Annotated in this window: 18 protein-coding genes, 1 tRNA gene and 1 pseudogene; 5 read left to right on the top strand and 15 right to left on the bottom strand. The window is 44.4% G+C overall.

Features of this window, described 5'->3' with window-relative positions:
* Nucleotides 1-114: 114 nt before the first annotated feature.
* The 6 genes from F0364_RS20810 to F0364_RS20785 form a co-directional block, all read right to left on the bottom strand.
* On the bottom strand, nucleotides 115-531 hold the full coding sequence (locus F0364_RS20810; RefSeq protein WP_153799741.1) for a DUF4945 domain-containing protein: 417 nt from the start codon (nucleotides 529-531) through the stop codon (nucleotides 115-117).
* Nucleotides 532-549: 18 nt separating this feature from the next.
* Nucleotides 550-2301 carry a RagB/SusD family nutrient uptake outer membrane protein gene (locus tag F0364_RS20805; RefSeq protein WP_153799740.1) on the bottom strand — a complete coding sequence of 584 codons (1752 nt, stop codon included), beginning with the start codon at nucleotides 2299-2301 and terminating at the stop codon, nucleotides 550-552.
* 12 nt (nucleotides 2302-2313) lie between these two features.
* Nucleotides 2314-5484, bottom strand: a complete 3171-nt coding sequence (locus F0364_RS20800; RefSeq protein ID WP_153799739.1) for a SusC/RagA family TonB-linked outer membrane protein — start codon at nucleotides 5482-5484, stop codon at nucleotides 2314-2316.
* A 1146-nt stretch (nucleotides 5485-6630) separates the two neighbouring features.
* Nucleotides 6631-7044: a nuclear transport factor 2 family protein gene (locus F0364_RS20795; protein WP_153799738.1), complete on the bottom strand. Its 414-nt coding sequence runs from the start codon at nucleotides 7042-7044 to the stop codon at nucleotides 6631-6633.
* Nucleotides 7045-7386: 342 nt separating this feature from the next.
* Nucleotides 7387-7845, bottom strand: coding sequence for a DUF983 domain-containing protein (locus tag F0364_RS20790; protein ID WP_153799737.1), 459 nt, complete (start codon nucleotides 7843-7845; stop codon nucleotides 7387-7389).
* 16 nt (nucleotides 7846-7861) lie between these two features.
* Nucleotides 7862-8755: an AraC family transcriptional regulator gene (locus F0364_RS20785; RefSeq protein ID WP_153799736.1), complete on the bottom strand. Its 894-nt coding sequence runs from the start codon at nucleotides 8753-8755 to the stop codon at nucleotides 7862-7864.
* Between the two features lie 314 nt (nucleotides 8756-9069).
* Between F0364_RS20785 and F0364_RS20780 the strand changes: the two genes are divergently transcribed.
* Entirely contained in the window at nucleotides 9070-12120 is a 3051-nt protein-coding gene (locus tag F0364_RS20780; protein WP_153799735.1) for a ligand-binding sensor domain-containing protein, read from the top strand.
* 300 nt (nucleotides 12121-12420) lie between these two features.
* Here the strand turns inward: F0364_RS20780 and F0364_RS20775 are convergent, their stop codons facing one another.
* The 3 genes from F0364_RS20775 to F0364_RS20765 all read right to left on the bottom strand — a co-directional run bounded on the left by F0364_RS20775 (nucleotide 12421) and on the right by F0364_RS20765 (nucleotide 14396).
* On the bottom strand, nucleotides 12421-12915 hold the full coding sequence (locus F0364_RS20775; protein WP_153799734.1) for an MFS transporter: 495 nt from the start codon (nucleotides 12913-12915) through the stop codon (nucleotides 12421-12423).
* Between the two features lie 593 nt (nucleotides 12916-13508).
* Nucleotides 13509-14234, bottom strand: a complete 726-nt coding sequence (locus F0364_RS20770) for a hypothetical protein (protein WP_153799733.1) — start codon at nucleotides 14232-14234, stop codon at nucleotides 13509-13511.
* A 12-nt stretch (nucleotides 14235-14246) separates the two neighbouring features.
* A complete protein-coding gene (locus tag F0364_RS20765) occupies nucleotides 14247-14396 on the bottom strand; it encodes a hypothetical protein (protein ID WP_153799732.1) in 150 nt (49 codons plus the stop codon).
* Nucleotides 14397-15108: 712 nt separating this feature from the next.
* Between F0364_RS20765 and lpxB the strand changes: the two genes are divergently transcribed.
* Nucleotides 15109-16215: a lipid-A-disaccharide synthase gene (gene lpxB / locus F0364_RS20760; RefSeq protein WP_153799731.1), complete on the top strand. Its 1107-nt coding sequence runs from the start codon at nucleotides 15109-15111 to the stop codon at nucleotides 16213-16215.
* A 155-nt stretch (nucleotides 16216-16370) separates the two neighbouring features.
* Here the strand turns inward: lpxB and F0364_RS20755 are convergent, their stop codons facing one another.
* From F0364_RS20755 to F0364_RS29375, 3 genes are all read right to left on the bottom strand, one after another.
* Complete coding sequence (locus F0364_RS20755; RefSeq protein ID WP_207632805.1) at nucleotides 16371-17564, bottom strand: sugar transferase; 1194 nt, start codon at nucleotides 17562-17564, stop codon at nucleotides 16371-16373.
* 26 nt (nucleotides 17565-17590) lie between these two features.
* Nucleotides 17591-17995 carry a response regulator transcription factor gene (locus F0364_RS20750; protein ID WP_153799730.1) on the bottom strand — a complete coding sequence of 135 codons (405 nt, stop codon included), beginning with the start codon at nucleotides 17993-17995 and terminating at the stop codon, nucleotides 17591-17593.
* Nucleotides 17996-18127: 132 nt separating this feature from the next.
* Nucleotides 18128-18307: a DUF6728 family protein gene (locus F0364_RS29375; RefSeq protein WP_306452331.1), complete on the bottom strand. Its 180-nt coding sequence runs from the start codon at nucleotides 18305-18307 to the stop codon at nucleotides 18128-18130.
* Between the two features lie 696 nt (nucleotides 18308-19003).
* Here F0364_RS29375 and F0364_RS20745 point away from each other — a divergent pair.
* From F0364_RS20745 to F0364_RS20735, 3 genes are all read left to right on the top strand, one after another.
* Nucleotides 19004-20404 (top strand): phenylacetate--CoA ligase family protein, encoded by a 1401-nt coding sequence (locus tag F0364_RS20745; protein WP_153799729.1) that lies wholly within the window; start codon nucleotides 19004-19006, stop codon nucleotides 20402-20404.
* Nucleotides 20405-20485: 81 nt separating this feature from the next.
* Nucleotides 20486-20995 carry a Fe-S protein assembly co-chaperone HscB gene (gene hscB / locus F0364_RS20740; protein ID WP_153799728.1) on the top strand — a complete coding sequence of 170 codons (510 nt, stop codon included), beginning with the start codon at nucleotides 20486-20488 and terminating at the stop codon, nucleotides 20993-20995.
* A gap of 101 nt (nucleotides 20996-21096) precedes the next feature.
* Nucleotides 21097-21180, top strand: a tRNA-Leu gene (locus tag F0364_RS20735).
* A gap of 157 nt (nucleotides 21181-21337) precedes the next feature.
* Here the strand turns inward: F0364_RS20735 and F0364_RS29260 are convergent.
* From F0364_RS29260 to F0364_RS20715, 3 genes and pseudogenes are all read right to left on the bottom strand, one after another.
* Nucleotides 21338-21877 (bottom strand): annotated as a pseudogene (locus F0364_RS29260) (DUF4199 domain-containing protein).
* 108 nt (nucleotides 21878-21985) lie between these two features.
* On the bottom strand, nucleotides 21986-22474 hold the full coding sequence (locus F0364_RS20720) for a helix-turn-helix transcriptional regulator (RefSeq protein WP_153799725.1): 489 nt from the start codon (nucleotides 22472-22474) through the stop codon (nucleotides 21986-21988).
* Nucleotides 22475-22735: 261 nt separating this feature from the next.
* Nucleotides 22736-22993 carry a hypothetical protein gene (locus tag F0364_RS20715; protein ID WP_153799724.1) on the bottom strand — a complete coding sequence of 86 codons (258 nt, stop codon included), beginning with the start codon at nucleotides 22991-22993 and terminating at the stop codon, nucleotides 22736-22738.
* Between the last annotated feature and the right edge of the window lie 546 nt (nucleotides 22994-23539).

Below are 23539 nucleotides of genomic sequence, written 5' to 3'. Positions count from 1 at the left end.
CGCCCTTGAAAAAATATGTTTGCGGGAGAAATGATGCTGTAAAGACTTTGGCCGCTATAAAAGATGTACGGTGTGATTGTTGATAACACACCGTACACCTTGTTTTATTCATGTTTAATTGTATTGCACTGTTTGCCCCAGGGAAATAATATTAGACGAATAATTTACATCAGGCTCTTTAACGCCGCCATTAAGTTTTACAGTCAGCAGGTAGGTTTTTGCTTTGTCTGGAAGCGTGTACAGAAATTCTGTTGGCGCCCCTGTTAATGTGGTGTTGAACACCGGCAAGGTACGGCCTGTATTAAGCTGCTCCTTTACTTCAATAAGCACATTAAGTGGCTGGTTAATTTCAGCGGGAATGGTTTTTGGCATTTGCCAGCTAAGCTTAACTTCTGTTTCGCTAACTGGCTGCAAAGCCAGGTTTTCAACCGCAGGTAAACTAACGCCCTGCTTGGCGCTGATGTTTGTTTTAACGCAGCCTGTAATTGCTGCTATTGCGGCAAACAATATTAGAAGCATGATATTTTTCATGATGCTTGTTTTTTTGGATTAATAACCGGGATTTTGTTTGTAGCTGCCCTTTGACCAGTTCATCTGTGCTTGCGGAATAGGTAAATATTCATCCCTGCCTGCAGTGAAGCGGCCAAGTGAAAACCAATCGAACCTTGTTTTTTCTTTGTTGATGTAAGCGTTCATCACAGGCTCTAACTGGCCCCAGCGCAGCAGGTCAAAGAAGCGGCGGCCCTCGCAGGCAAGCTCCAGCCGGTTTTCCCACATAAGGGCCTGCCAGGCAAAGTCTTTCGTCCAGTTGCAGTTAACGCCGGGCTGGTAAGTCTGCAGCGTATAATCCATCCACAGCGTGCCATCGTTTTTCTTTAACCGGGCTGTGCTGTTGGCAGCACGTGTTCTTATCCTGTTTATCAACGGTAAAGCCTCTGTAAAGCGATCAAGCTGTATGAGTATTTCGGCTTTCCATAACAATACTTCAGAGTAGCGGATTTCTTTTTTGTTCATGGAATTGTACACATAAAACGGCCGGAAAATACAGGTACAGTTAGGGTCAACCTGTTCTTTCATAGAGTTGAAGTAGCCATACTGGAACGGCGCCCTGGAGCCGGATTCTTCAAACATGATGTTGTTATTATACTTCCACGGGTAACCTGGTATGGCAACCGTGTGCCCCATCCTGGGGTCGAACGAATGATCTTTAAAGTATTGCACATAAGCCTGGCCGTTGATGTCTGTATTGTTGTAGTTAGTAAAATCGGGCAAGCCGTTACCATCTGTTTTAAACGCGTTTACCATGGTATGAGAAACCTTATGAAAATCGCAACAGGTAAAATAGGGAGACCACCAGGGGGCGTTCAATTCATCGCCACGGTTTACACGGCCGTCGGTTGTGCCGTCATCAATGGAGTATTGTATTTCCCACAGCGATTCTTTGGTGGCATTGTCAAAATCAATCAGGAAGTTGTTGGCAAAGTCTGGCTCAAGGTCAAACATGGCGCCATCTTTCTGCATAATTATATCAATATGCGCCAGCGCTTTGTTAAGCGTTTCTTTGTTGATATTGATTACCTGGTGTGCATCGTTTTGCTCGTATGCACGAAACAATAAAGCCTTTGCAGCAAGCGCATGCGCGGCGTATTGTGTTGGCCTTCCTTTTTCTGGTTGTGTTTCGGGTAATACATTGGCGGCTTCTTCAAAATCCTGTACAATCTTATCCCACAGGTTTAAATCATTCGTCATGCCATCGGGCCTGTTGGAAATACCTTCCACAATAATGGCGTCGTTAGGAACAGTATCAGAAATGTAGGGAACATAGTTCCAGCGCAGCTTCATGCCCATATAAATCCAGCCACGCAAAAACTTCATTTCCGCTATGCGCTGGTCTTTTTTATCAAACAGCGCTCCATCCACTTTGTTTAGTAAGCGCAAGGCTGTATTGGCCCGGCTTATGCCGCAATAGCCACGGTACCAGGGGCCGTCGTTGTTGCCTATGTTACTGGTAACGGCTGTGTACAGCTCCATTTCGTACCACGGTGTTTGGTCGCTTAAGCCGCCGCCACCTTTGTAGGAGTCATCAGATCGTACGCTTTGTATCCACGGGGCATGGGTATCGCCAAAACCCAGCGAAGGCATATACGCGTAGGCCGCAATAACAAAATTTTCCAACTGGTCCGGGCCTTCAACCTGCGACTCAGACAAAACGCCCTTGGGCTCAACTTCCAGAAATTTGCTGCAACCTGTAACCAGCATTGCAAAGCAACATATCGCTAAAAATGTTTTAGGTGTGTTCATGGTTTACAATCTTTAAAAAGTAACGTTAACGCCAAAAAATGCATTCAGAGGCATGGGGTAACCTGTGCCGGGGTTTTCAGGGTCGCCACCGGTAAACCGGTCATCGCCCCAGGTTTTCTTTATCATAAACAGGTTCTGGGCAGATACATACAACCTCAGCCGGCTTATGTGCCATCTTTCAGCAAGGCTTTGAGGAATGGTATAACCCAGGTCAACAGTTCTCAGTTTAATGTATGAGCCGTTTTCTATGAAATACGTTGATAAACGTTTTTCTCCGTTGGCATCCCGTCTTGAAAGCGCAGGTATGTTTGAGTTGGGATTAAGCGGAGACCATGCCTGTAGTATGCGCAAGGGATGGTTACGGTCGTTTTGAACACCGATGTTCCAGAAATCGCTAAGCTCTTTCCAGCTATTGTACACATCATTGCCAAAAACGCCTTGTATAAAGAAGGTGAGGTCAAAGTTCTTATAGCGGGCTTCAAAGTTAAGGCCGGCTAAGAAGTCAGGGTCGCGAATGCCAATCCATGTACGGTCGTACGTTTCATTAATCTGGCCATCGCCGTCAAGATCTTTGTAGCGGATGCGGCCAATGCCTTTACCCTGCTGCTGGGCTGCATCATCCACTTCTTTTTGTGTTTTAAAAATACCATCCGCCACCAGGCCATAAAAAGAATTGAGTGGCCTTCCGATAATATTATCCAGCAGGCCATTGCCGCCATAGGTATATTTTACATTTTCGGGCACAGAATTAATCTTGTTCCTGTACAGCGAAAAATTACCGGTAACAGTGTAAGTAAAGTCACGTTTGCCACCATTCCAGCCCACCATCATTTCAACACCTTTGTTGGTCATGTTGGCTGCGTTAACCCAGCGAAAACCACCCTCGCCCAGCGACCCGATATAAGGCGGCTCAAACAGCATGTCAGTGGTTTTTTTGTTAAACCAGTCAACAGAGCCGGTAAGCCTGTTGTTAAAAAGGGCAAAGTCAATACCAATGTTGGTTTGCGTGGTGGTTTCCCATTTCAAATCCGGGTTGCCCAGGCTGTTACGCCTGTAGCCGGAAGGTATGCTGCCGGTAGCGTTGCCACCAATGGCATAGGAGGTACCGTTAACATCCGTAACGTAAATATTTACCAGGCGCCCGGCATCCAGGGGAGCGGAGTTGCCGTTCTGGCCCCAGCTTGCACGCAGCTTTAAGTCTGAAACAAAAGCTACGCTTTTAAAAAACTCTTCATTGTTAATGCGCCAGCCGGCGGAGAAAGCCGGGAACGTACCAAACCGGTTATTCGCCCCAAAAACAGATGCGCCATCCCGACGTAACGTTGCTGACAGTAAATACCTGGAATCGTAAGAGTAGTTAATCTTTCCAAAGTAAGAAAGCAAAGTACGGTCGCTACCTCCACCGTTTAAGATCCTTCGTTCCCCGGTAGCAGCGGAAAGGTAAGCGTAGTCGCGGTTTTCCAGCAGAATGGTTTCGCGGTAAGCATCAAAATTTTCGGTGGTAAAGCGGTAGGTTTCAAGGCCTGCCAGCATATCAACCCGGCTTTTACCCAGGTTAAGGTTATAGGTGAGCGTATTTGTCCAGGTTTGGCCTATGTTGTGCCAGTTGTTTTGAGTAACGCCGTTCAGGCTGCTGCTTTTACCGCCGGCTTCCGTCCATTTGCGCTGGATGTTCCGCTCGTACCACATGCTGTAGTCAATCCCAAACTGTGTTTTAAACTGAAGGTTATTCAAAAGTTTTATGTTGGCATAAATGGTACCCAGCACTTTCAGAAAATTGGGTGTGTTATCCCTGTTTATTTCAAGCTCCCTTACGGGGTTGTTAAAGTCGTCCATGCCCAGCGGCATAGCCACACCGCCCCAACTGCCATCGTTGGCATAAACGGGTATGTTGGGCGGCATTACCAAAAAGCCATACGTGCTGTTTACATCACGCATTTTAAGGCTGGTCAGCGTCATGTTTTCTCCAATGGTTACACGGCCCTTTATCAGTTGGTAATCGTTGTTAAAACGTGCGGAAAGCCGTCTGAAAAAAGAACTTAACTGTGTGCCCTCGTTGTTGTAATAGTTAAGGGAAAACAGGCTTGATAATCTGTCGCTGCCACCGGTAATGCTTAGCTGGTGATTTTGCTGTATGCCGGTTTTGGTGCCTGCATTAAACCAGTTGGTATTACTGCTGGGCATTGTTTGCGCATCGTTAAGCCATTGCCTGGGCGTAATGCTGTTAAGTACGGGAACGCCATCGGGATTATAGTTCCAGTCGTAATCGTAAATTCTTATGGCAGAGGCAGGGTCATCGCCATCGTTTACAGTAGCCTGCCACAATGCCCTGCCATAGCCTTCCGCATCCAGCATTTCAGGAACACCGCGAATTTTGCTCATACCAACGTAGCCGTCATAAGTTACGCTGGTTTCGCCCCTTCGCCCTTTCTTGGTATTCACCAGTATAACACCGCCGGCAGCACGTGAACCATAGATAGAAGCTGATGCGGCGTCTTTCAATACCTGCATAGATTCTATATCGTTGGGGTTAATGTCACGCAGGTTTATGTTTACAGGCTGGCCGTCTAAAACAATGAGGGCGGGGGAGGAGTTGATGGATGTAATGCCGCGTATTTGCACACCTACATTTTCCGCGGGGTTGCCATCGGTGGTAACAAACATGCCGGGCACTTTGCCCTGCAGGGATCGCAATACATTGGCGCTGGGGTTCTTGGCAAAATCCGCCTTGCTTATCAGGCTTACGGCGCCTGTAAGATCGGCTTTCTTTTGCGTCATATAACCTGTGGAAACTACAATGGTGTCCAGCATGTTGTTGTCTTCTTCCAGCACAACATTATAGCTGTCTGCGGTGCCAATACTTACTTCTTTGGTAAGCATGCCTACATAAGCGAATACAAGGGTTTTGGCGTTGCTGCCGGTACTTATGGTAAAGCGGCCTTCAGCATCTGTTGTTGTGGCGGCGCTGCTGTTTTTTATGGTAACGCTTACGCCAGCCAGCTTAGCGCCCCTGGTATCAGCAACCACACCAGATACCCGGCGCTCCTGCCAGGGCGGTGAAGCGTTTGCAAAAAATGAAAAATTAAATAGCAGGATAACAAGCGAAGCAATCCTTTTTAAATGTCGTTTGATTAAGTATGCACATAGGCATAGCGATGCATGGCAATGCATGGTGTTTTTCATACAGAGGCAATTTTTATGTTAGCGTTGATAGGTGGTCAGCAATCAGTGATTTGGTGTAGCGAATCTATTTTAAATACTTGCAAAACATAAATTTAAAGGGGGGATTGCATTAAAAAATCGGTGGTAAAATAAGCAGTGCTTTTATAGTATCAATTCGTGATGAGATAGTATAAATAATTGAAAATTTTAAGGTTGTACAGATATGTTTTAACCAACGCCAATTGCCTGCGTATTAATTTGGCTTCGCTAAAGTATAACGTAGTTGGAGGGCCGGTGAAAAATGAAGGTTGATGATAGCAGATACTCAAAATTTTTCAGTTATGGGGAGCGGATTATGTATTAATTAATGACTTTATTAATAGGCTGCGCATTTCTTTGCAATCAACGTTAATCTTAGGCTTTCATTAAGCAGTTCTTACAAAGCAATCAAAACCTTTATGTCTATAAAGGTTTTTCTTTTTAGGTTCCACCGTACAAACGCGTATTCCTGCAAAAGTTATTTAAGTGCGTCACTGCATTATTTTTTGGGCAAGACTGCCGCGTTTAGTTATGATAATATTTGTTGGGGGTGCCCCCAAGCTGCGCAAGGGGTCGGGCTTTCCGCTCATACTCCGGCACAGAGCCCTGCTGCGATGGCCTCACCGGGGTAACCGCTGCAATCCCTCACCCGAAAGCTGGTTGCCGGTTACAAGTTGCAGGATGCCGGTCTGGTGATGGGTAAAAACTTGATGATTTGTTTAGTTGCAGAAATGCAGAATCACTACCCACTGCTGACGTTAAACCTCGAACGAACATTGAACAGTTAAGCCCCACCGGGCGGCATGTTAGTAGAACCAACAGACAACAGGTAATGGAGCGCCGTAGGTGCGATAGGTAAGACCGGGTGATAACCTTTCGGAATGACCAGCAGTCAACACCGGTTGCTATAGCCTGGGCAACATATTGCCTCTACGAGGCTTTGCAGATAGGCGGAGATTGCATGTTTGCTACTAACATGCCGCTCCTACAGAGCTTTGGCAGAGCCGCAACTCAATGTCATTCAATTAAGAAGAAAGACATTGTTCTTTGCGCCGCAGGCTAACATGCCGGATTAATCAACCAGGTGTAAATACTTGTAGATTCTTTCTAATTGTTTAACAGCAATACTTATCTCAACAACCTGTCTGCTTCCTGGATAGTTATATCATTTATACTGGCAAACCTTTTTGCCATAAGGCCGTTCTCATTAAATTCCCACATTTCGTTTCCATAAGAGCGGAACCACTGGCCATGCATGTCATGCCATTCATAAAAGAACCGTACTGCAATCCTGTTACCTGTAAATGTCCAAAGCTCTTTTTTTAACCTGTAGTCCAGCTCACGTTCCCATTTGGCGGTTAAAAAATTTACTACTTCAGCGCGGCCGTTAATAAATTGAGAACGGTTGCGCCATTCCGTATCTGTTGTATAAGCAAGCGATACTCTTTCAGGGTCTTTGCTGTTCCAGGCATCTTCAGCCAGTTGAACTTTTTGTGTTGCTGTTTCTAATGTAAAAGGCGGTAAAGGAAATTTCTTTTCCATAATTAAAGGTTATGATTTTATAGATTGGTTTAAAATATCGTATAATGTTAAGCGTAGGTAAACCAGGGAAGCGCGTGATGCTCACACCGGGTGAGGGATTGCAGCGGCTACCCCGCTGAAGGCTTCGCAGCCCGGGCCTGTGGCGGAGTAATAGCGGAAAGCCCGGCCCGAGGTACGAGGGACACCCCCAAAAAGCAAATACGAAGATTGAAGTACGAAGTACTTACTTATGTTAGATGTTTAATGTGGGATGTGCGATGTAACGAACCCTCTCCTCACTCACTACTCACCGTTCACCTCTCACCATTCACTACTCACCACTCCCCACTCACCCCGAAAAAGTTACCATGCATTTTTAAGTGCTTCGTTTTGCCTTTCGGGTTTACGGGCGGGGTGTTGTTTCCAATTGCGGTCGTACCGTACAAAAAGTGCAAGCCACAGCGTTCTCGCCAGGCGCATCAATACAGGTTGCAGCATTAGTAAGAAGAAAGCATTGAGACCTAACCAGTAAAACACGCGGTTATCGTATAGGGAGAACCCGATGGTAAACCACCATGCAGCAAATGTAAAAGCGCTTAATGCAACGGTAAGCGCATAGCTGATGTAACTGGAGCCATAATAGAAGCCCACTTCAATATCAAACTCCTGGCCGCATACATTGCAGGTTTCATTCATCTGCATAAATGTCTTCAGTTTGTATGGATTGTTAACTGTAAACATGTCGCCCTGCCTGCAGCGGGGGCATTTGCATAATAGAAGCCTTCCTGCGCCATGGTGCACGGGTGTTGTTATTGGTTTCATATAAAAAGTATTTGTGTTACTGTTGGATAGCTGGCTGCGCCAACTGTTTCCTGAATTCTTCGGGCGTTACGCCTTCGTATTTTTTAAAAAAACGGGTAAAGTAAGAGTTGTCTTTAAAGTTTAAATCGTAAGCTATTTCTGTTATGCTCATTTCTGCGTTGGTCAGCAACCTTTTTGCTTCCAGTAGTATGCGGTCTCTTATCAGCTCACCGGCAGTTTTATCCAGCAGGTCCTGGCAAAGGGCATTCAGGTGGCCGGGGGTAACATACAGCAGGTCTGCATATTCTTTAGGCAGCCTTGCTGTACGGTAATACTGGTCAATAAGCCGGCGAAAATTCCTGAGCAATATTTGTTTTTGCTCAGGTACAAACTTCCTGGTGGCAAAGTTGCTGGCTTGTTCTGTTGTTATAAAAACCTGTAAGAGCAATAGCCGTATCATGTCTAAATCCCGCCTGCCGGAAGTTACCTGAAGGAGTATCTCTTCAAAAAAAGAAACCACTTTGTGCATTTCAGCAGTGGGCAGTGTGCAAACGCAATCTTCACTTATGCCGTTAAAGAAGGCAAACCTGTCCAGGTAGTTGGGGTTTAGCAGAAATGAGCGAAAAAGCGTTTCGGAGAAGTTGATGATATATCCATCTGGTTCGCTGGTAAAATTCCAGCTATGTACCTGGCCGGGTACCATAAAATAGATTTGGTTGGGCTTAACGGTAAACTGGTTAAAATCTATGTTATGGGTGCCGGTACCTTTGGTAAAAAGAACCAGGTGGTAGAATGAATGCCTGTGTGCCAGGTGCAGGTTCTGTGAATGCCTTTTAAGGTAAGCGCCAAACCTTTCGGCAATGAAATCGTGCATGCCGCTGTTGGCTTGTTGCAGGTTGCAGATGTCATATACCGGTATTTGCTTTTTCATCCTTTTGTTTTGTTGTACAAAGGTATTTAAGCCCTTAAAATTATGTTGGTACTGTTTGGTGTTGCTGTGGTACTTTTTGTGGATGATGAAACTGAAATTTAACCTGCCGGATGGTGTGCCATACTATGTATGTTTTAAGCTGATGTTGTTATGGCAAAGCTGCGGTTAAAGGGCGTGGCTGCCTCATTCAGTACGCCAGTTCATCCCTGTTTATATACAATTGGTGCAGCCGGCATTTACATAAGCGCCGCCATCCCGCCGCTGAAAGGCTTTAATGTATATATTTGGGGCAGCACCAAAAAACAGGTTTTCTCTTGTTTAAAACAATCATTAGCAGCCTTTGCTTTGTTTTTATTGTAACCTTTTGCGCCGCACAGCAAACACAGGATTATGTGTTTACGCACCTTACCAGCTCCAACGGATTGTCAACAAACGAAATAACCAGCATTATACAGGATAAAAAAGGTTTTGTATGGCTGGGCACTTACAATGGCCTGCAGCGTTATGATGGCAGTAACTTCATCAATTTTAAAAACGATCCCAACAGTACAGGTACGGTGCTGGAAAATGTTATTACCCAGTTGTGTGAGGATGGCAACGGTAACATCTGGATACTCTTTGGCAGCGGCAGGGTAGGTGTGTTTAACACCATGAACTTTTTATGTACAGAGGTAGCGCTGGATATACCGGAGCCTGCCCAGATGCAGAACGACCGTAAATTATTTAAGGACGGCCAGGGTAAAGTACACCTGCTCATCCACAAGAACAACATGTACCGTTTTGATGAACGTACCCGCAGTTTTTCCAGCGGCAGGCCTACGGTTAAGCTTCCTGTTAACTGGCATGCGTTGAGTGCCTATTTTGAAGGGCGTAACAGGATATGGGTGGGCTGCGATTCCGGCCTGGTAATGATGGATATTGCCGGGCAAACCATCAACTACCGAGGCCATAACCCAGCCCACAACCCGGTAATAAAATATTTTTCATCGCATATTTTTTTACATGTGTCGCTGATAGATGATATGGGCAGGGTCTGGATTACGGAGTGGCCGCCCATGCAGGGCATACCTTACCTGTTTGAATTTAACCCGGCCACATTAACCAATATTGCCCATCACGATGCTATTTATGGCTGGTTGAAAGGCTACCACGAAATAATGCAGGTAATGCAGCAGCAGGATGGTACCGTATGGATTGGTGGTAACCCTTTGCTGGCCTACAAAGCTAAAAACAGCAGCCAGCTTACCTTTTTGCCCAACGTAGAAAAGAATGAGTTTAGCCTGCATTACGATTACATGAACACCATTATGGAAGACCGGGAACACAATATGTGGTTTGCCACAGACAGGGGTGTTTTTATTTTTAACCCGGCCAGGCAGTTTTTTAAAAGCGTTGCCGCTGTTCCAAAAGGGGCTGATCATGATTTTCCGGTGATGGCCATTAAAGAACAATCGGATGGTGAAATATGGACCGGTACCTGGGGTGGCGGAGTGCTCAGTTACAACAGCAAACTTGTTGATAATAACCGCCGGGATATTGCCGCCATTAAAACAGCATGGGCCATCTGCAATCATTCCTCGGGCAATACCTGGGTAGGCTGCCAGGGTGGTGAAATTTATATTTACAGCAGCACTACCCGTGCAATGCAGCACCTTAAACCTAAACTGTTTAACGAGCGTACCATTACGGGCATTGCGGAAGACAAAAAAAACAACCTCTGGTTTTGCCTGTACAATGGCACCATTATTAAGTGGGATGTGGCAAAAGCACAAAAGGCTGGTGCTGTTGATTCCGGCTTTGTATTTATCCAGGATTTTACCGGCAGTGCAAGAAAAATAATCTGCGACAGCAGCGGCTATATATGGGTTACTACAGAAGTGGAGGGTATTAAAAAGTTTGACCCCGTTACACACGAGCTGCTGGAATCTTACAGCATGAAGGGGCCGCAGGAAAGCAGGCTGCTGGCCCTGGGCGCAGGCGATATAATGCAGTATAACGACAGCCTGATGTTGTTTACCGAAATGGGTATAGGCATCCTTAATACCCGTACAAAAAAAATTAAACATATTACTTCCGCGGATGGGTTGCCCACCAACAGCGCAAGGGGCATTATAAAAGATAAGGATGGTATTTTATGGATTACCAGCCTTGATAACCTTTGCCGTTATAATTACGAGAAGAATTTTTTCTCCGTGTACTCCACCAAGGATGGGCTTGTTAACAGCAGGTTTACCCTTGCCGTACATGAGCAACTGCGGGATGGCCGCATCATACTCGGCACAGAGCACAGCATCATAACATTTAGCCCGGCGGCTATGGCCCGCGAAACAAAAGCCCCCAGCCCTGTAATTACGGAAATACTGGTTAACAACAGTTTTGTACATGTGGATGCTACCCTGCAGGCCGGTAAGCTTAAGCTTAGTTACAAGGATAATTCGTTAATGATTTTGTTTACAGCCCTGCGTTACCTGCAGCAGGAAAAGCTCATCTTCTTTCACCAGTTGGAAGGGCTTGATAAAGACTGGGTGCGTACCGATATACGCAACGAAGCTGTGTACAACTATCTTAAACCCGGCACTTATTTGTTTAAGGTAAAATGCCAGGATGAAAACGGTAATGTATCCGGCGTTACTTCTTTTACGGTGCAGGTAGTGGCGCCGTTCTGGCAAACCAACTGGTTTTACGGGCTGCTGATATTAGTGGGCGTAGCTGTGTTCTACTGGATTGACAGGGAGCGCATCAAACGCATATTCTCCCTGGAGCAGGTGCGTACACAAATAGCGCAAAACCTGTACAACGAGATGAGCAAGACTTTAAACGATATCAACATACTCAGCGAGATATCAAGGCTGAAAGCGGATAAGGATATTGAGCGCTCCAAAGAATACATTGACCAGATTAACACCAAGAGCAAGCGTATGATAGAGGTAATGGATGATATGCTCTGGAGCATAGACCCCGCCAATGACAACATGGAGAAAACCATGGCACGTTTTGGCGAGCAAACTGAAGGGCTTTCCACATCCGCCGATACGCCTGTTGAACTGATTGTTGACAGCAAGGTAAAGGATATTACCCTGGACATGATAACTCGGCATGAGCTGCTGATACTCTACAAAGAAGCGCTGCAGATTATCCTGCAATATCCTACCGGGGTGCCCGTAATTGTAAACATAGAACTGCGCAAGGGCCGCCTTAGCATCATCATGCATACCGTTATCGAAAAGCATTACTACGAGCACCTGCACAACTCCGCAGATTACAGCAATCTTTGCAAACGTGCCAAAGAACTTAAAGCCGAAGTTGACCTGCAGATTGACCGTAACCATGCCGCCATCATCGTACAACTGCCGTTAAAGTTTTAAGTGAGTCAAAGCAAGACAAACCAGGGGCAGTCTCAGGCAGTAACATTTTCAGCTTTTCTTCCGGCTCCGCTGCAAGTCCTCACCACTCGTACCTCGTGGTTGCGGGCTCTCCGCTTCTATCCGGCTGCCCTTCGCCGGTAGAAATCCTCTTCAGCAATGGCTCCGGTTTAACATGCTCCGGGTAATTTTATAGTTGCTCTTTCTCAAAATTTTAAAGGCATAGCATAGTGGCACATTGCCAACGCCTCAGTCTTGCGCTAACATTAGCTTATTTATTGACATTCTTGACCCAGCGGGGGGCTAAGCCGTTCTAAATTCTGGAATAAAAATATTGGAGTTATTAAAATCGCCTGGCGAATAAATCAAACCACTTGTATTACATTCTATTATTCTGCAATTTTTAAAAAAGTTTTTCGAAACATCGAAGTATAAAAAATTACAACTTATAAAACTGGTGCTTACGAATGAACTGGAAAGGGCATCTATTTTTTTAAAATTTGTTTTATAAATAATTGTATCTTCAAAAACTACTTCACTCATTCCAAAATCTATATTTATGAATTCGCAATTCATAAATATAGATTTCTTAAAAATTGACTCACTCACATATACTTCACAAAAAATTACGCTTCTAAAAACACAATTTTCAAAAACAGTCTTTCTTAACCCTGTATATTCAAATTTAATATTTTCAAATGTATAGTGGTCAATGATTAAATTCTCGATATCAGATTTTAATCCTTTCTTGTAATTTTGAATTTTCACAGTTAAATCCTTATTATCTATTTTCTCCATAAAAGTCCCAATTACTCAAGGTTTACGTTAAGTTCAACTATTCTGCTTAATTGATTTGAACTTAGCCCGCTTTGATTTTTCAACAAATTTCTCAATGCCTACAATTCTGCATCACCCAGCTATCTGAAGAGTTAAGCGTTAGCCGCTCTTAGGATTTTCGATAAAATTCAGACTTTTGTCTGGATTTCGGAGTTATATGCTAAAGGAAAAAATTAGTAGCCCATACTTCTGACTCCTTCATTTGCGAACAGTATATCCTGCTGTTAGATGGTCTATTGGCGCAAGCCTTTTTCTCGCTGCTCAACAGATAATCTTCTACCTTTGCCACTATCCTTGCTTTAACGGGGTTTTGGTGGATATAATTCAGTTTGGTTAAGGTAAAATCATTGGTTTCTAACTGTATGGGCCGATAAGTTAACCTTGGCAAAACTGATAAAAATATACACTGTGCTTATCCCGGATTTTATAGCTTTCATGGTACATGGGCAACAAGTTACCTATAATTTCACCAAACAGAAGTCAGTCTGAAGACTGCTTCTTATTAAATATACAAAGAGCCGCTATCGGTAACGCTGCGGATAGCTGAGTGCCTTTCAGGTAAGATTGTCTGAAGAAGAAAAAGCTGAGTCACCAAGCCCATAAAACTTTCGAGCTTCATTTAAAGTGACAGTTTTCCTTTGATAAACTTCTTTAGGAATATCGCTGATTAAGTACCCCTCTACACCTTCAGGAAAATAAAATGCCTCATTAAAAAAGTCAATTCCGAAATATTTACAATAGGCATCCAACATCTCCGGCGTGAATCTATCTCTTTGAAATTTTTGTTTATACATTTGCAAATTCTCAAATTCCTGAGGCATTCCATACTGTTCAAATTCCCATTTTTCTTGCCAAGTAAGTTCTACACGTCTAACAAGAGATCCTAAGGAATCAAAGATCTGAATCCACCCTCCTCCCCAGTCATTAGCCTTCGTTCCAAAAGAATTAATAAATGCACAGACGTCTATACATTCCACTTTTAATCTTTTAGCTATAACCACAGCCTTTTCAGTTTGGGCATCTTCATTATTATCGATATAAGCAACCCAATTGCTATTAGTAGGAATTATGATAACCTTTTTTTCGGAATTAAACGGGAGCAAACTCATTACGGCATCTTGTAAAGTTCCACCAACCCTTTTAACATCGAACTTAGTTGAATAGTAGTTCTGCTCGTCTCTCCATTTTAAGTATTCATCCTTAAAATATGTAGCATTAATCTTAACGAAGGCTACTTTTTCCATTAATGGGTAAATATTACCGTCATAAATAAATCTCATAGAAATACTTATTTAAAACTCTGTCCACAAAGTTGCAGATTCTTGCATTTTAAATTTTGTGGCTGTTCCGTTGATATCTACCGTTACTTCTACATTCGGTAACTCTACTGGCAAATCATTATTAAAAATAATGTAGTTTGCTGAAGGATCATTTATTTGCATTTTATTTTATGTGGGATAGCTCGTTCTGCAGAGGGCTATCAAGTTCAATGTAAAATGTTTTCGAACAGTATATCCTGCTGTTAGATGGTCTATTGGCGTATGCCTTTTTCTCGCTGCTCAACAGATAATCTTCTACCTTTGCCACTATCCTTGCTTTAACGTGGTTTTGGTGGATATAATTCAGTTTGGTTGAGGTAAAATCATTGGTTTCTAACTGTATGGGCCGATAAGTTAACCTTGGCAAAACTGATAAAAATATACACCGTGCTTATCCCGGATTTTATAGCTTTCATGGTACATGGGCAACAAGTTACCTAAAATTTCACCAAACAGAAGTCAGTCTGCAGACCGCTTCTTATTAAATATCCAAGGAGCCGCTATCGGTAATGCTGCGAATAGCTGGGGTTAATGAGCATTTGGCTGCCGTAAACCAGACCAAGTCTGGCAACTATAAAAAATCCAAAGAGCCGCAGGCTAACTCTTGGTATAGCTAGGCTCTTCAGCAATGGCCCCCGGTGTAGCATGCTCCGGGTATTTAATTGCCTTATCCTGCTGCTTTAGCCCGAAGGGGCTAAAATGTTAATAGCCCCGGATGAAATCCGGGGGTTGCCAGCACACGGCAGCCCAACCCTGAAAGGGTTGAATTATCCTGGCAGGTTTATGCTGTATAGAGTTGTATTTTGCACTTTCTTAAAACAGGCTTATACGTTTCATGAAGTATTACATTATTGCCGGCGAAGCCAGCGGCGACCTGCATGGCAGCAACCTTATAAAAGAACTAAAGCAACTGGATGCAGCCGCGGATGTGCGCTGCTGGGGTGGCGATTTAATGCAGCAGGCCGGCGCCACGCTGGTTAAACATTACCGGGAGCTTGCTTTTATGGGCTTTGTGGAAGTGTTAATGAACCTGCGTACCATTTTTAAAAACCTCGCTTTCTGCAGGCAGGATATCCTGGTTTATCAGCCAGATGTGCTGGTGCTGATTGACTACCCGGGTTTTAACCTGCGCATTGCGCAATGGGCCCACCAGCAAGGGCTTAGGGTTATCTACTATATCTCCCCGCAGGTTTGGGCATGGAAAGAAAACCGGGTGAAGAAAATGAAACAGCATATTGATAAAATGCTGGTGATATTGCCTTTTGAAAAGGATTACTTTAAAAGCAAATGGAATTGGGATGTGCAATATGTAGGCCATCCGCTTGTTAAGGTAATTAACCAGTTTAAGGCAAGTGCTGCAACAACGCCTGCACAGGAAAAAGTGATTGCGCTTTTACCAGGCAGCCGCAAACAGGAAATATTAAAAAAGCTACCCATTATGCTGGAAGTAAGCAGGTCTTTTCCTGATTACAAATTTATAGTGGCGCAGGCGCCGGGCCAGGAAGATGAATTTTACCAGCCTATGCTGGCGGCCTACGCAAACGTATCATCGGTAAAAGGGCAAACCTATTATTTACTTGCGCAGGCATCTGCCGCGTTGGTTACCAGCGGTACGGCCACACTGGAAACAGCACTGTTCGGCGTGCCGGAAGTAGTTTGTTATAAAGGCAGCAACATCAGCTACCAGATAGCCAGGCGGCTTATTAAAGTAAAGTACATATCGCTGGTAAACCTTATTATGAACAGGCTGATAGTGAATGAACTGATACAGGATGAACTTACAGCAGAAAACTTAGCCAAAGAACTGGATAGCCTGCTGAATAACGAGCAGCGCAAAGCCCAACTGGCAACAGATTATGCTGCTTTGAAAGATGTATTAAGCGCTGGTGGCGATGCATCTGCAACTGCTGCAAAAGCGGTGTATGATTTTGTAACTGCCTGATGGTTGTTGGCTGTCGCCGGAGGCGCAGAAACAAAAACTACATGGCGGGAAAAGCTGAATAGCGGATCCAACCGTACAAGTGAGTGACACAACCAAAGCTTCATAGTAATTCTTCTGCCCAGGCCATAATACTACCACGTATAGGGAATGGGGGTCTACACACTTTCTTTTTGAAAAAGCGCAGGAATGGTTTTGAGTATCAGTTTAATATCGCTGCCAAAGCTATGCCTGCTGGCGTAGGTGTTGTCCAGCATCAGCCGCTCTTCGGATGACATTTCGCCCTTGCCCCTTTTCTCCACCTGCCAAAGCCCCGTAATGCCCGCAGGCGCCATAAAGCGCAGCGCATATTTATCTGTAGTAAGTTTTTCCGCTTCATAAATGGGCAGCGGGCGGTTGCCGACAATGCTCATGTCGCCAATGAACACATTCCATAATTGCGGAATTTCGTCCAGGCTGCTGTTGCGCAACAGCTTGCCAACACGGGTAATGCGGGGGTCGTTTTTTAATTTAAAAAAAGCATTGCCCTGGTCTGCCTGGCGGTTAAACAGGTATTGTTTTTCGCACCACTGGTTTTTATCTGCATATAACGGTTGCATGCAGCCTGTGCCTGCCGCCCTGCATTCACCGCAAAGGTTAATGCCATTGTCATGGCCGTCTGTTGCTGTGGCAAGGTTGTTGGCGGCATCGTATTGGTTAAGGTGTTTAAATTCTTTCAGCCGCTTATCCGCATCTACGTACATAGAGCGAAACTTAAAAAACTTAAACACGTAAAAGCCGGTGCCAACACGGTAGGAGTAATAAAAAACAGGACCCCGGGATTCAAGCCTCAGCAAAATGGTTATCAACAAAAACAGGGGGGATAGCAACAGCAAAGCCGTGCCGGAAACCGTTATATCAAACAGGCGCTTTACCAGTTTTTTTCTGTAAGGCCTGAAAATTTCTCCGGCCGTTTTGTTTTGCAGCAGGCTCCAGTTACTAATGGAAAAATCAATACGTTTTTCCATCGCTGCCTGTTTCAACGGAAAAGAAAAAACATCGGCCACGCCACTTTGCAAAGCAATGCGCAACAGGTTATCTGTTTTGTGGTTGCACAGTATAAAAAAAGGAGGGTAAAAATTCTTATCGTCCTGCAATGTTCTAAGCAGCGATATGCCTGCGGGGGCCATTATCTCGCTGTGGGATATGATGGCGGCTATATCCAGGCCTTCTCTTTCTTTCCTGGTCCAAAACTCAAACCCGTTGGCAAATACCAGCAGCTTTCTGCCGCCCAGGTTAAACCCGGCCATGGTGTTTGCAAGAATAGCATCGGTAGTAATGAATGCTATGACTGAATTAGGTTGCTGTAACAATTTCGGTTAAGATATTGGTGTGTTTATCAAGAAACGGTTTTGCCAATCCTGCGCAACATTATTTTAAGCCTTGCCTCCAGTTCCCTGGGGCTAAACGGCTTAACCAGGTAATCATCGGCCCCGGCTTCCAGGCACTTTACCCTGGTTTCTGTACTTTCTTCTCCAGATAATACCAGCACCGGTATCATGCTGAAAAAACCACTGGATTTTAGTTGTATGATCAACTCAAGCCCGCCAAGGCGTGGCGTGTTTAAATCAGCTATAATCGCGTCTGGTAAATTGCCCTGTTGCAGGTAGGTTAATGCCTGCAGGCCATCAGTAAATATTTGTAAGGTAAAGTTCTTGCCAAGAAAAACGTTGAGGATATTTTGCATGGATTCATCATCTTCAACTACTACGATAGATGGTGTTGTATAGGCTGGTTTGTTCATGAATACCGGGGATTTTGGCTCTGTGCCTGCAAATTAAGCCCTCTGGCGCAAAACACAAAAGCTTTGCCCCGTCAATTTAATAATCAATTAACCAGCGGGGCTTATTGTAAGGATAATTTAAGCTTAAACGCCTTATTTTTTAAACAGAGGCACTATAACAAGTTTTATAAGCATCAGCAACAATGCAATAAGAAACATAAATATAGAAATCCTGTTCATGCCATGCATGTACTTTACAAACCTCGACCGCGGAATATTGGGGTCTCTTTTTTTAATGTATAGGTATTCGGCAACTTGTCTCCAGAAATTCATAACACGTATTAATCTGCAATATTAACAAGAGTTGCCCAAAATGGTTGATCGGCGTTGCAGAGAGAATTTTCGGGGGGTGCCCCCAAGCTATCGCAAGGGGTCGGGCTTTCCGCTATTACTCCGCCACAGGGCCACGCTGCGAAGGCTTCAGCGGGGTAACCGCTTCAATCCCTCACCCGGCAGCCCGATACCGGTTACCGGTTGCGGGTTACCAGTCTGTTGAAGTTTGAACGGCTTATGATTTGTTTGAATGATGACGTGCTGAAGCTCTTTAATACCCGCTGCTAACATTAAACTTTAAACAAAAGGACATTGAACAGTAGATGTCACTGGTTACAAGTTGCAGGTTACCGGTCTGTTGAAGCTTGAACGGCTTATGATTTGTTTGAATGATGACGTGCTGAAGCTCTTCAATACCAGCTGCTAACATTAAACATTAAACAAATGAACATTGAACAGTAGATGTTACCGGTTACAAGTTGCCGGTTGCCGGTCTGTTGATGTGTAAATGGTTGAGGTTATTTTGGGGTGATAATATGCAAGTGCCGCACAGCGGCAGGACCGCAAACATTGAACGTTAAACAAAAGAACATTAAACAATCAATGCCGCTTAGAGGCCGCAATATTGCCGTTGTCCTTGCCAAATTGTAATTATCGGTAGGGCGCCAATCCATAGATTTGCAGCAAACTTGCTGTTTGGCTTTCTACGAAAAAATATATCAACATAGCCCTGTATTTCTGCAGAACCTGGTGATATCAGCCTATGGTTATGGCTGGAAAAAGCGGCGTTTCGGCGGCATATTCAACCGCGAATTTGCGCAGGCAAAAGAGCGGGAATCTTTTTCCCTTCAGCAATGGCAACACTACCAGCAGCAACACTTACAGAAAATATTGCTGCATGCGGCGGAGCAGGTACCTTTTTACAAACAAAGCTTTGCCAGCCACGGTATAAACATTCGGCAGCTTGCGGATATAACGCCTGGGGATATGGCAAAGCTGCCGGTACTGTTAAAGGATGACCTTAGAAAGTATGGAACCAATACATTGCTCGCCGGGCAAAAAGAGGTTGGCGGACAATTTTTTTCCAGCAGCGGCAGTACCGGAACACCCGTTAAAATATTGTATTCACCTGCCATGCACCAACGCTGGTTTGCCCTGTTCGAAGCCAGGATACGCAATTGGGCAGGTGTAACCAGCTTTACACCGCGTGGCATGATTGGCGGCAGGCGCATACTGCCTGGTGCAGAAGGCAAGCCGCCTTTTTACCGGTACAATTTTTTTGAAAAGCAGGTGTATTTTTCCGCGTATCATATCAACGCGGCCAATGCAAACAATTACCTGCAAGGCATGCTGAAGCATAACGTGGAGTATATGACAGGTTATGCAATGAGTAACTTCTTCCTCGCCAGGTTTTTAATGGAAGAGGGGCTTGAAGCGCCACAGTTAAAAGCTGTACTCCCCTCCAGCGAAAAACTGACCCCGGAGATGCGTGACGTTTTCAGCAAAGTATATGGCTGCAAAACCTACGATAGCTGGGGCAGTGTAGAGGCTTGCGGCATGATTAGCGAGTGCAGTAACGGCAGCCTTCATATACAGCCGGAAGCAGGTTTGCTGGAAGTGCTGGATGAGGAACTGCAACCTGTGCCTGCCGGCCAAAGTGGGGATGTGTACTGTACCGGCTTTTTAAATTACGATCAGCCGCTGATACGCTACAAAATAGGCGACAGGGTTATCCTTAGCAATAAGCCATGCCCCTGCGGCCGGGCCATGCCGGTGGTAGAGGAAATATGTGGCAGGATAGAAGATACCATCATTGGCAAAGACGGCAGGGAAATGGTAAGGTTTCACAGCATTTTTTACGGTTTGGAAAATATAAAGCAGGCGCAGGTAATACAGGAAAGCCTGGATGCTATTACAGTAAAACTGGTAACTGAAAAGCCTTTATCCCCGCAGGAAGAAGCGTTAATAACGGTAAGGATACAAAGCCAGTTAGGAAGTATTGATACCCGCTTAGAGAGAGTGGCTGCTATTCCATTAAACCGCAATGGCAAGTTCCAGGCTGTAGTATCCTTGGTAAAGCGCCAGGATAAGGGGTAAGATTTTTAGACCCTCACACCCGGCATCTTAACCACTTCCTGCTCATAACTCATACTTAGCATATTTTACTAAGTTTGGGCAATGAATTATTTTGAATTGTTTGGTATGCCTGTTACGCTTAACCCGGACAAGGCGTTACTGAAGAAAAATTTTTATGAGTTAAGCAGGCAATTCCATCCAGATTTTTTTGTGGCCGCTACGCCAGAGCGGCAGGCTGAGGCGCTGGACAAGTCATCGCAGGTAAATAAAGGGTACAAGTTGCTGCAAAATCCAGATGAGGTAATTAAGTATGTGCTGCAGCTAAAAGGCCTGCTGCAGGAAGAAGAGAGATATGAACTGCCCAAAGAATTTTTAATGGAGATGCTTGAACTGAATGAACAGTTGATGGAAGCTAAAATGGATGGCGATGAAAATGCAATAGCTAAAGTAAAATCGGCAATCGCTAATTTTGAAACTGAAATTTATGAACCTGTTAAACAAATTGTGGAAAGCTATCAGGACGGTGTTGTTTCCGAAAAAGCGCTGTTGCAGGTAAAAGACTATTATTACCGTAAAAAATATCTGCAAAGGATTTTGGCCGGTTTAAATTGATGCGCTTATATTTGCAGCCCCGAAGAAAGATGGTCATTGATTCAGAAGGATAAGAAGTTAATTGAAAGATCCTTATTGATTGTACGACCGACTCTTAGAAAGCCCAGATGGCGGAACTGGTAGACGCGCTAGACTCAAAATCTGGTTATCGCAAGGTAGTGCAGGTTCGATTCCTGTTCTGGGCACGGTTCAAACCCCATAGAATAATTGGCATTAATTATTTTATGGGTTTTTTTTTATTCTCTGTATGTCACCTGCTTTTTAATTGCCCTTCAATCGGCACAGCTTTTTTGGGCTTTCAAAACAAATTATTTGTCAGGGCATTTTTTCCTGCAGAAGCGGCTAAACCGCAACAGTTTTTACATTTTTTCGCCTTAATACAAGGGCTGCAACCAACGAAACCAGGATGCCAACCGGCAGGATTTCGGCATAGGTAAAAAGCGTAAAACCAAGCGGTGTGGCGTATATAGCTTTTGCGTTATTTATTTCGGTAACCTTAGCTTCCAGAGCAGCTCCGGATAAAGATGCTTTGGCCTCTTCTGTCATGGCCGCGCAGTACCTGTCCATATAGTCGGGCAGAAAATTTTTGTAAACCAATGCCTAGGTAATTACATACAGGGAGGAGGCAATGGCTGCGATGAGCAAACCCATCCCAAAAGCCTTGCCGAAACTGATAAAGCCACCGGCTTGCTTGTCCCTGAACGATCTTATAGCTACAAAAATAAAGGCAAACGCGATAAGCATACCTAAATAGCCCATCACCATGGATAAGGGCCCGGGATGCAATGTTTCACTTTTGGCAGAAATGATCATGGTGGTGGCCATAAATGCAGAGACCACGGCACCTGCAATCAATCCATAAACGATGACTGTCCGTTTCATGTTGAATTATTTTATGTTGCCAAAAGTGCAGCTTAGGCGGGTAATATCATTCACCCGATAGTATGATTTCTTGGCTGCTTTACGCGGATTCACCCGAAAGTAGTATAGTCAGGGTATCAGATGTAACCTTTTTGCTTTTTCTACCGCCTGTGTCCTCCTGCTGACATCTAATTTTTCAAACAGGCGGGAGGTATGGGTCTTCACTGTGTTTAGCGATACAAAAAGCTGGTCGGCTATTTCCTGGTTGGTTGCTCCTGCCGCTATCAGGCTCAATACCTCCAGTTCCCGTTGGCTTATGCCAAGGTTGCTTATCGTTTTGGTATCGGGGATAAACGTTTCATCAGCCACTCCCGCCCTGTAAACAATAACTTCTTTTTCCACCACAATTGTTTCTTTGATTACCTCTTTTTTTGTCCGGGTGAGTTTTTGGGCCAGCCATATGCCAAGGGAGGTGAAAATAATTGCAATACCTGTAATATAAACCTCAGCAGCACGGTTGATAACCAGGAACTGAAACTCCATCCATTGAAGCAGGAGCAGCACCCCAGCCATGGCTAAGGCGTAGAGCAATATGTTCCTCAGGGTAAAAGCTTTCATATCAGCTTCAAATATAAAATGCATTTCGTAACCGTGGGGCAGAAGTTGGCGCCTGAATTACCGGCATGTGTTGTGCCGTATCAAAATTATTCCTGTTGCTGATGCATATATGCATCCAATGGTTAGCGCCGCGACCGCTGCAATCGCCGCTTTTTATTTAGTGTGCTGAAAGAGCGTAAATAAGTAAGCCGGGTAGCTGCCAGCCATATACCTGCGTTGGCAGAATGCAGTTTTTTCACATTACCGGGACCGGTTTTATAATCAATCAATTGTAGCGGTTGCTATAATTGCTTCGGCTCTTGCCTTTTCGTCCTGCTTTACTGCTTCAAGATGTTCACTTTTTACCAGTGTATCCCTGGCGTAAGTAATTTTTTGATATGCAGCAGGGGTATAAATTGTCGTATAAATTCTGTACCGGCTATCAGTAAATGGCTCTATGCGTTGCCTTACGGCAAAATCAGGATATTTGCAGCAAACAAAAAAGCAGGCAGTTAGCAGTACAATCGTCAGGTGTTTCATGCTGGCAATAAATTAACCCAATGTACATAATTTATCCCAATAGGAATAATCTTTGAAAAAGCATTACGGCAAAAACTTTATAAAAAAAGACGAGGAATTGGCACATATTGTTACACCAGTTATCCTTGTTGCCCGGCACCGGAAAGCTTCTTACCTTATTGAACCCGGGATGAAAAATAAAGCACGATATATTTCAATTGTATTTTCCTCTACTGTAGTGCATCTTTGAAAAACGCGTATTATCTTACTCACGGATTTTTGACGGGAGGTTTTCCGTCTTCATTTTTCGCATAGAAGCATTATTGTTATTTGACGATTTTCTCATGCGTTAAGTGTTTGCCGCTGTTTCTACAGCGGCATTTTTATTTCATCACTATCGTGGTAATGCAAGCAATGGTGACAAGAACCGTTACCAATGACCATCTTTACGGGGGCAAACATGCACCATAATGTCAAGGTTGCTTGGTATTGTTGCCCAATAATGAATCCAGCCGCACAAGAGTGCGACGCAACGGAAGCCTCATAGTAGTTCCTGCTGCCGGGCCC

Source organism: Foetidibacter luteolus, assembly GCF_009650435.1.
GTDB lineage: Bacteria > Bacteroidota > Bacteroidia > Chitinophagales > Chitinophagaceae > Foetidibacter > Foetidibacter luteolus.
This window is presented reverse-complemented; position numbering and strand designations above follow the sequence as displayed.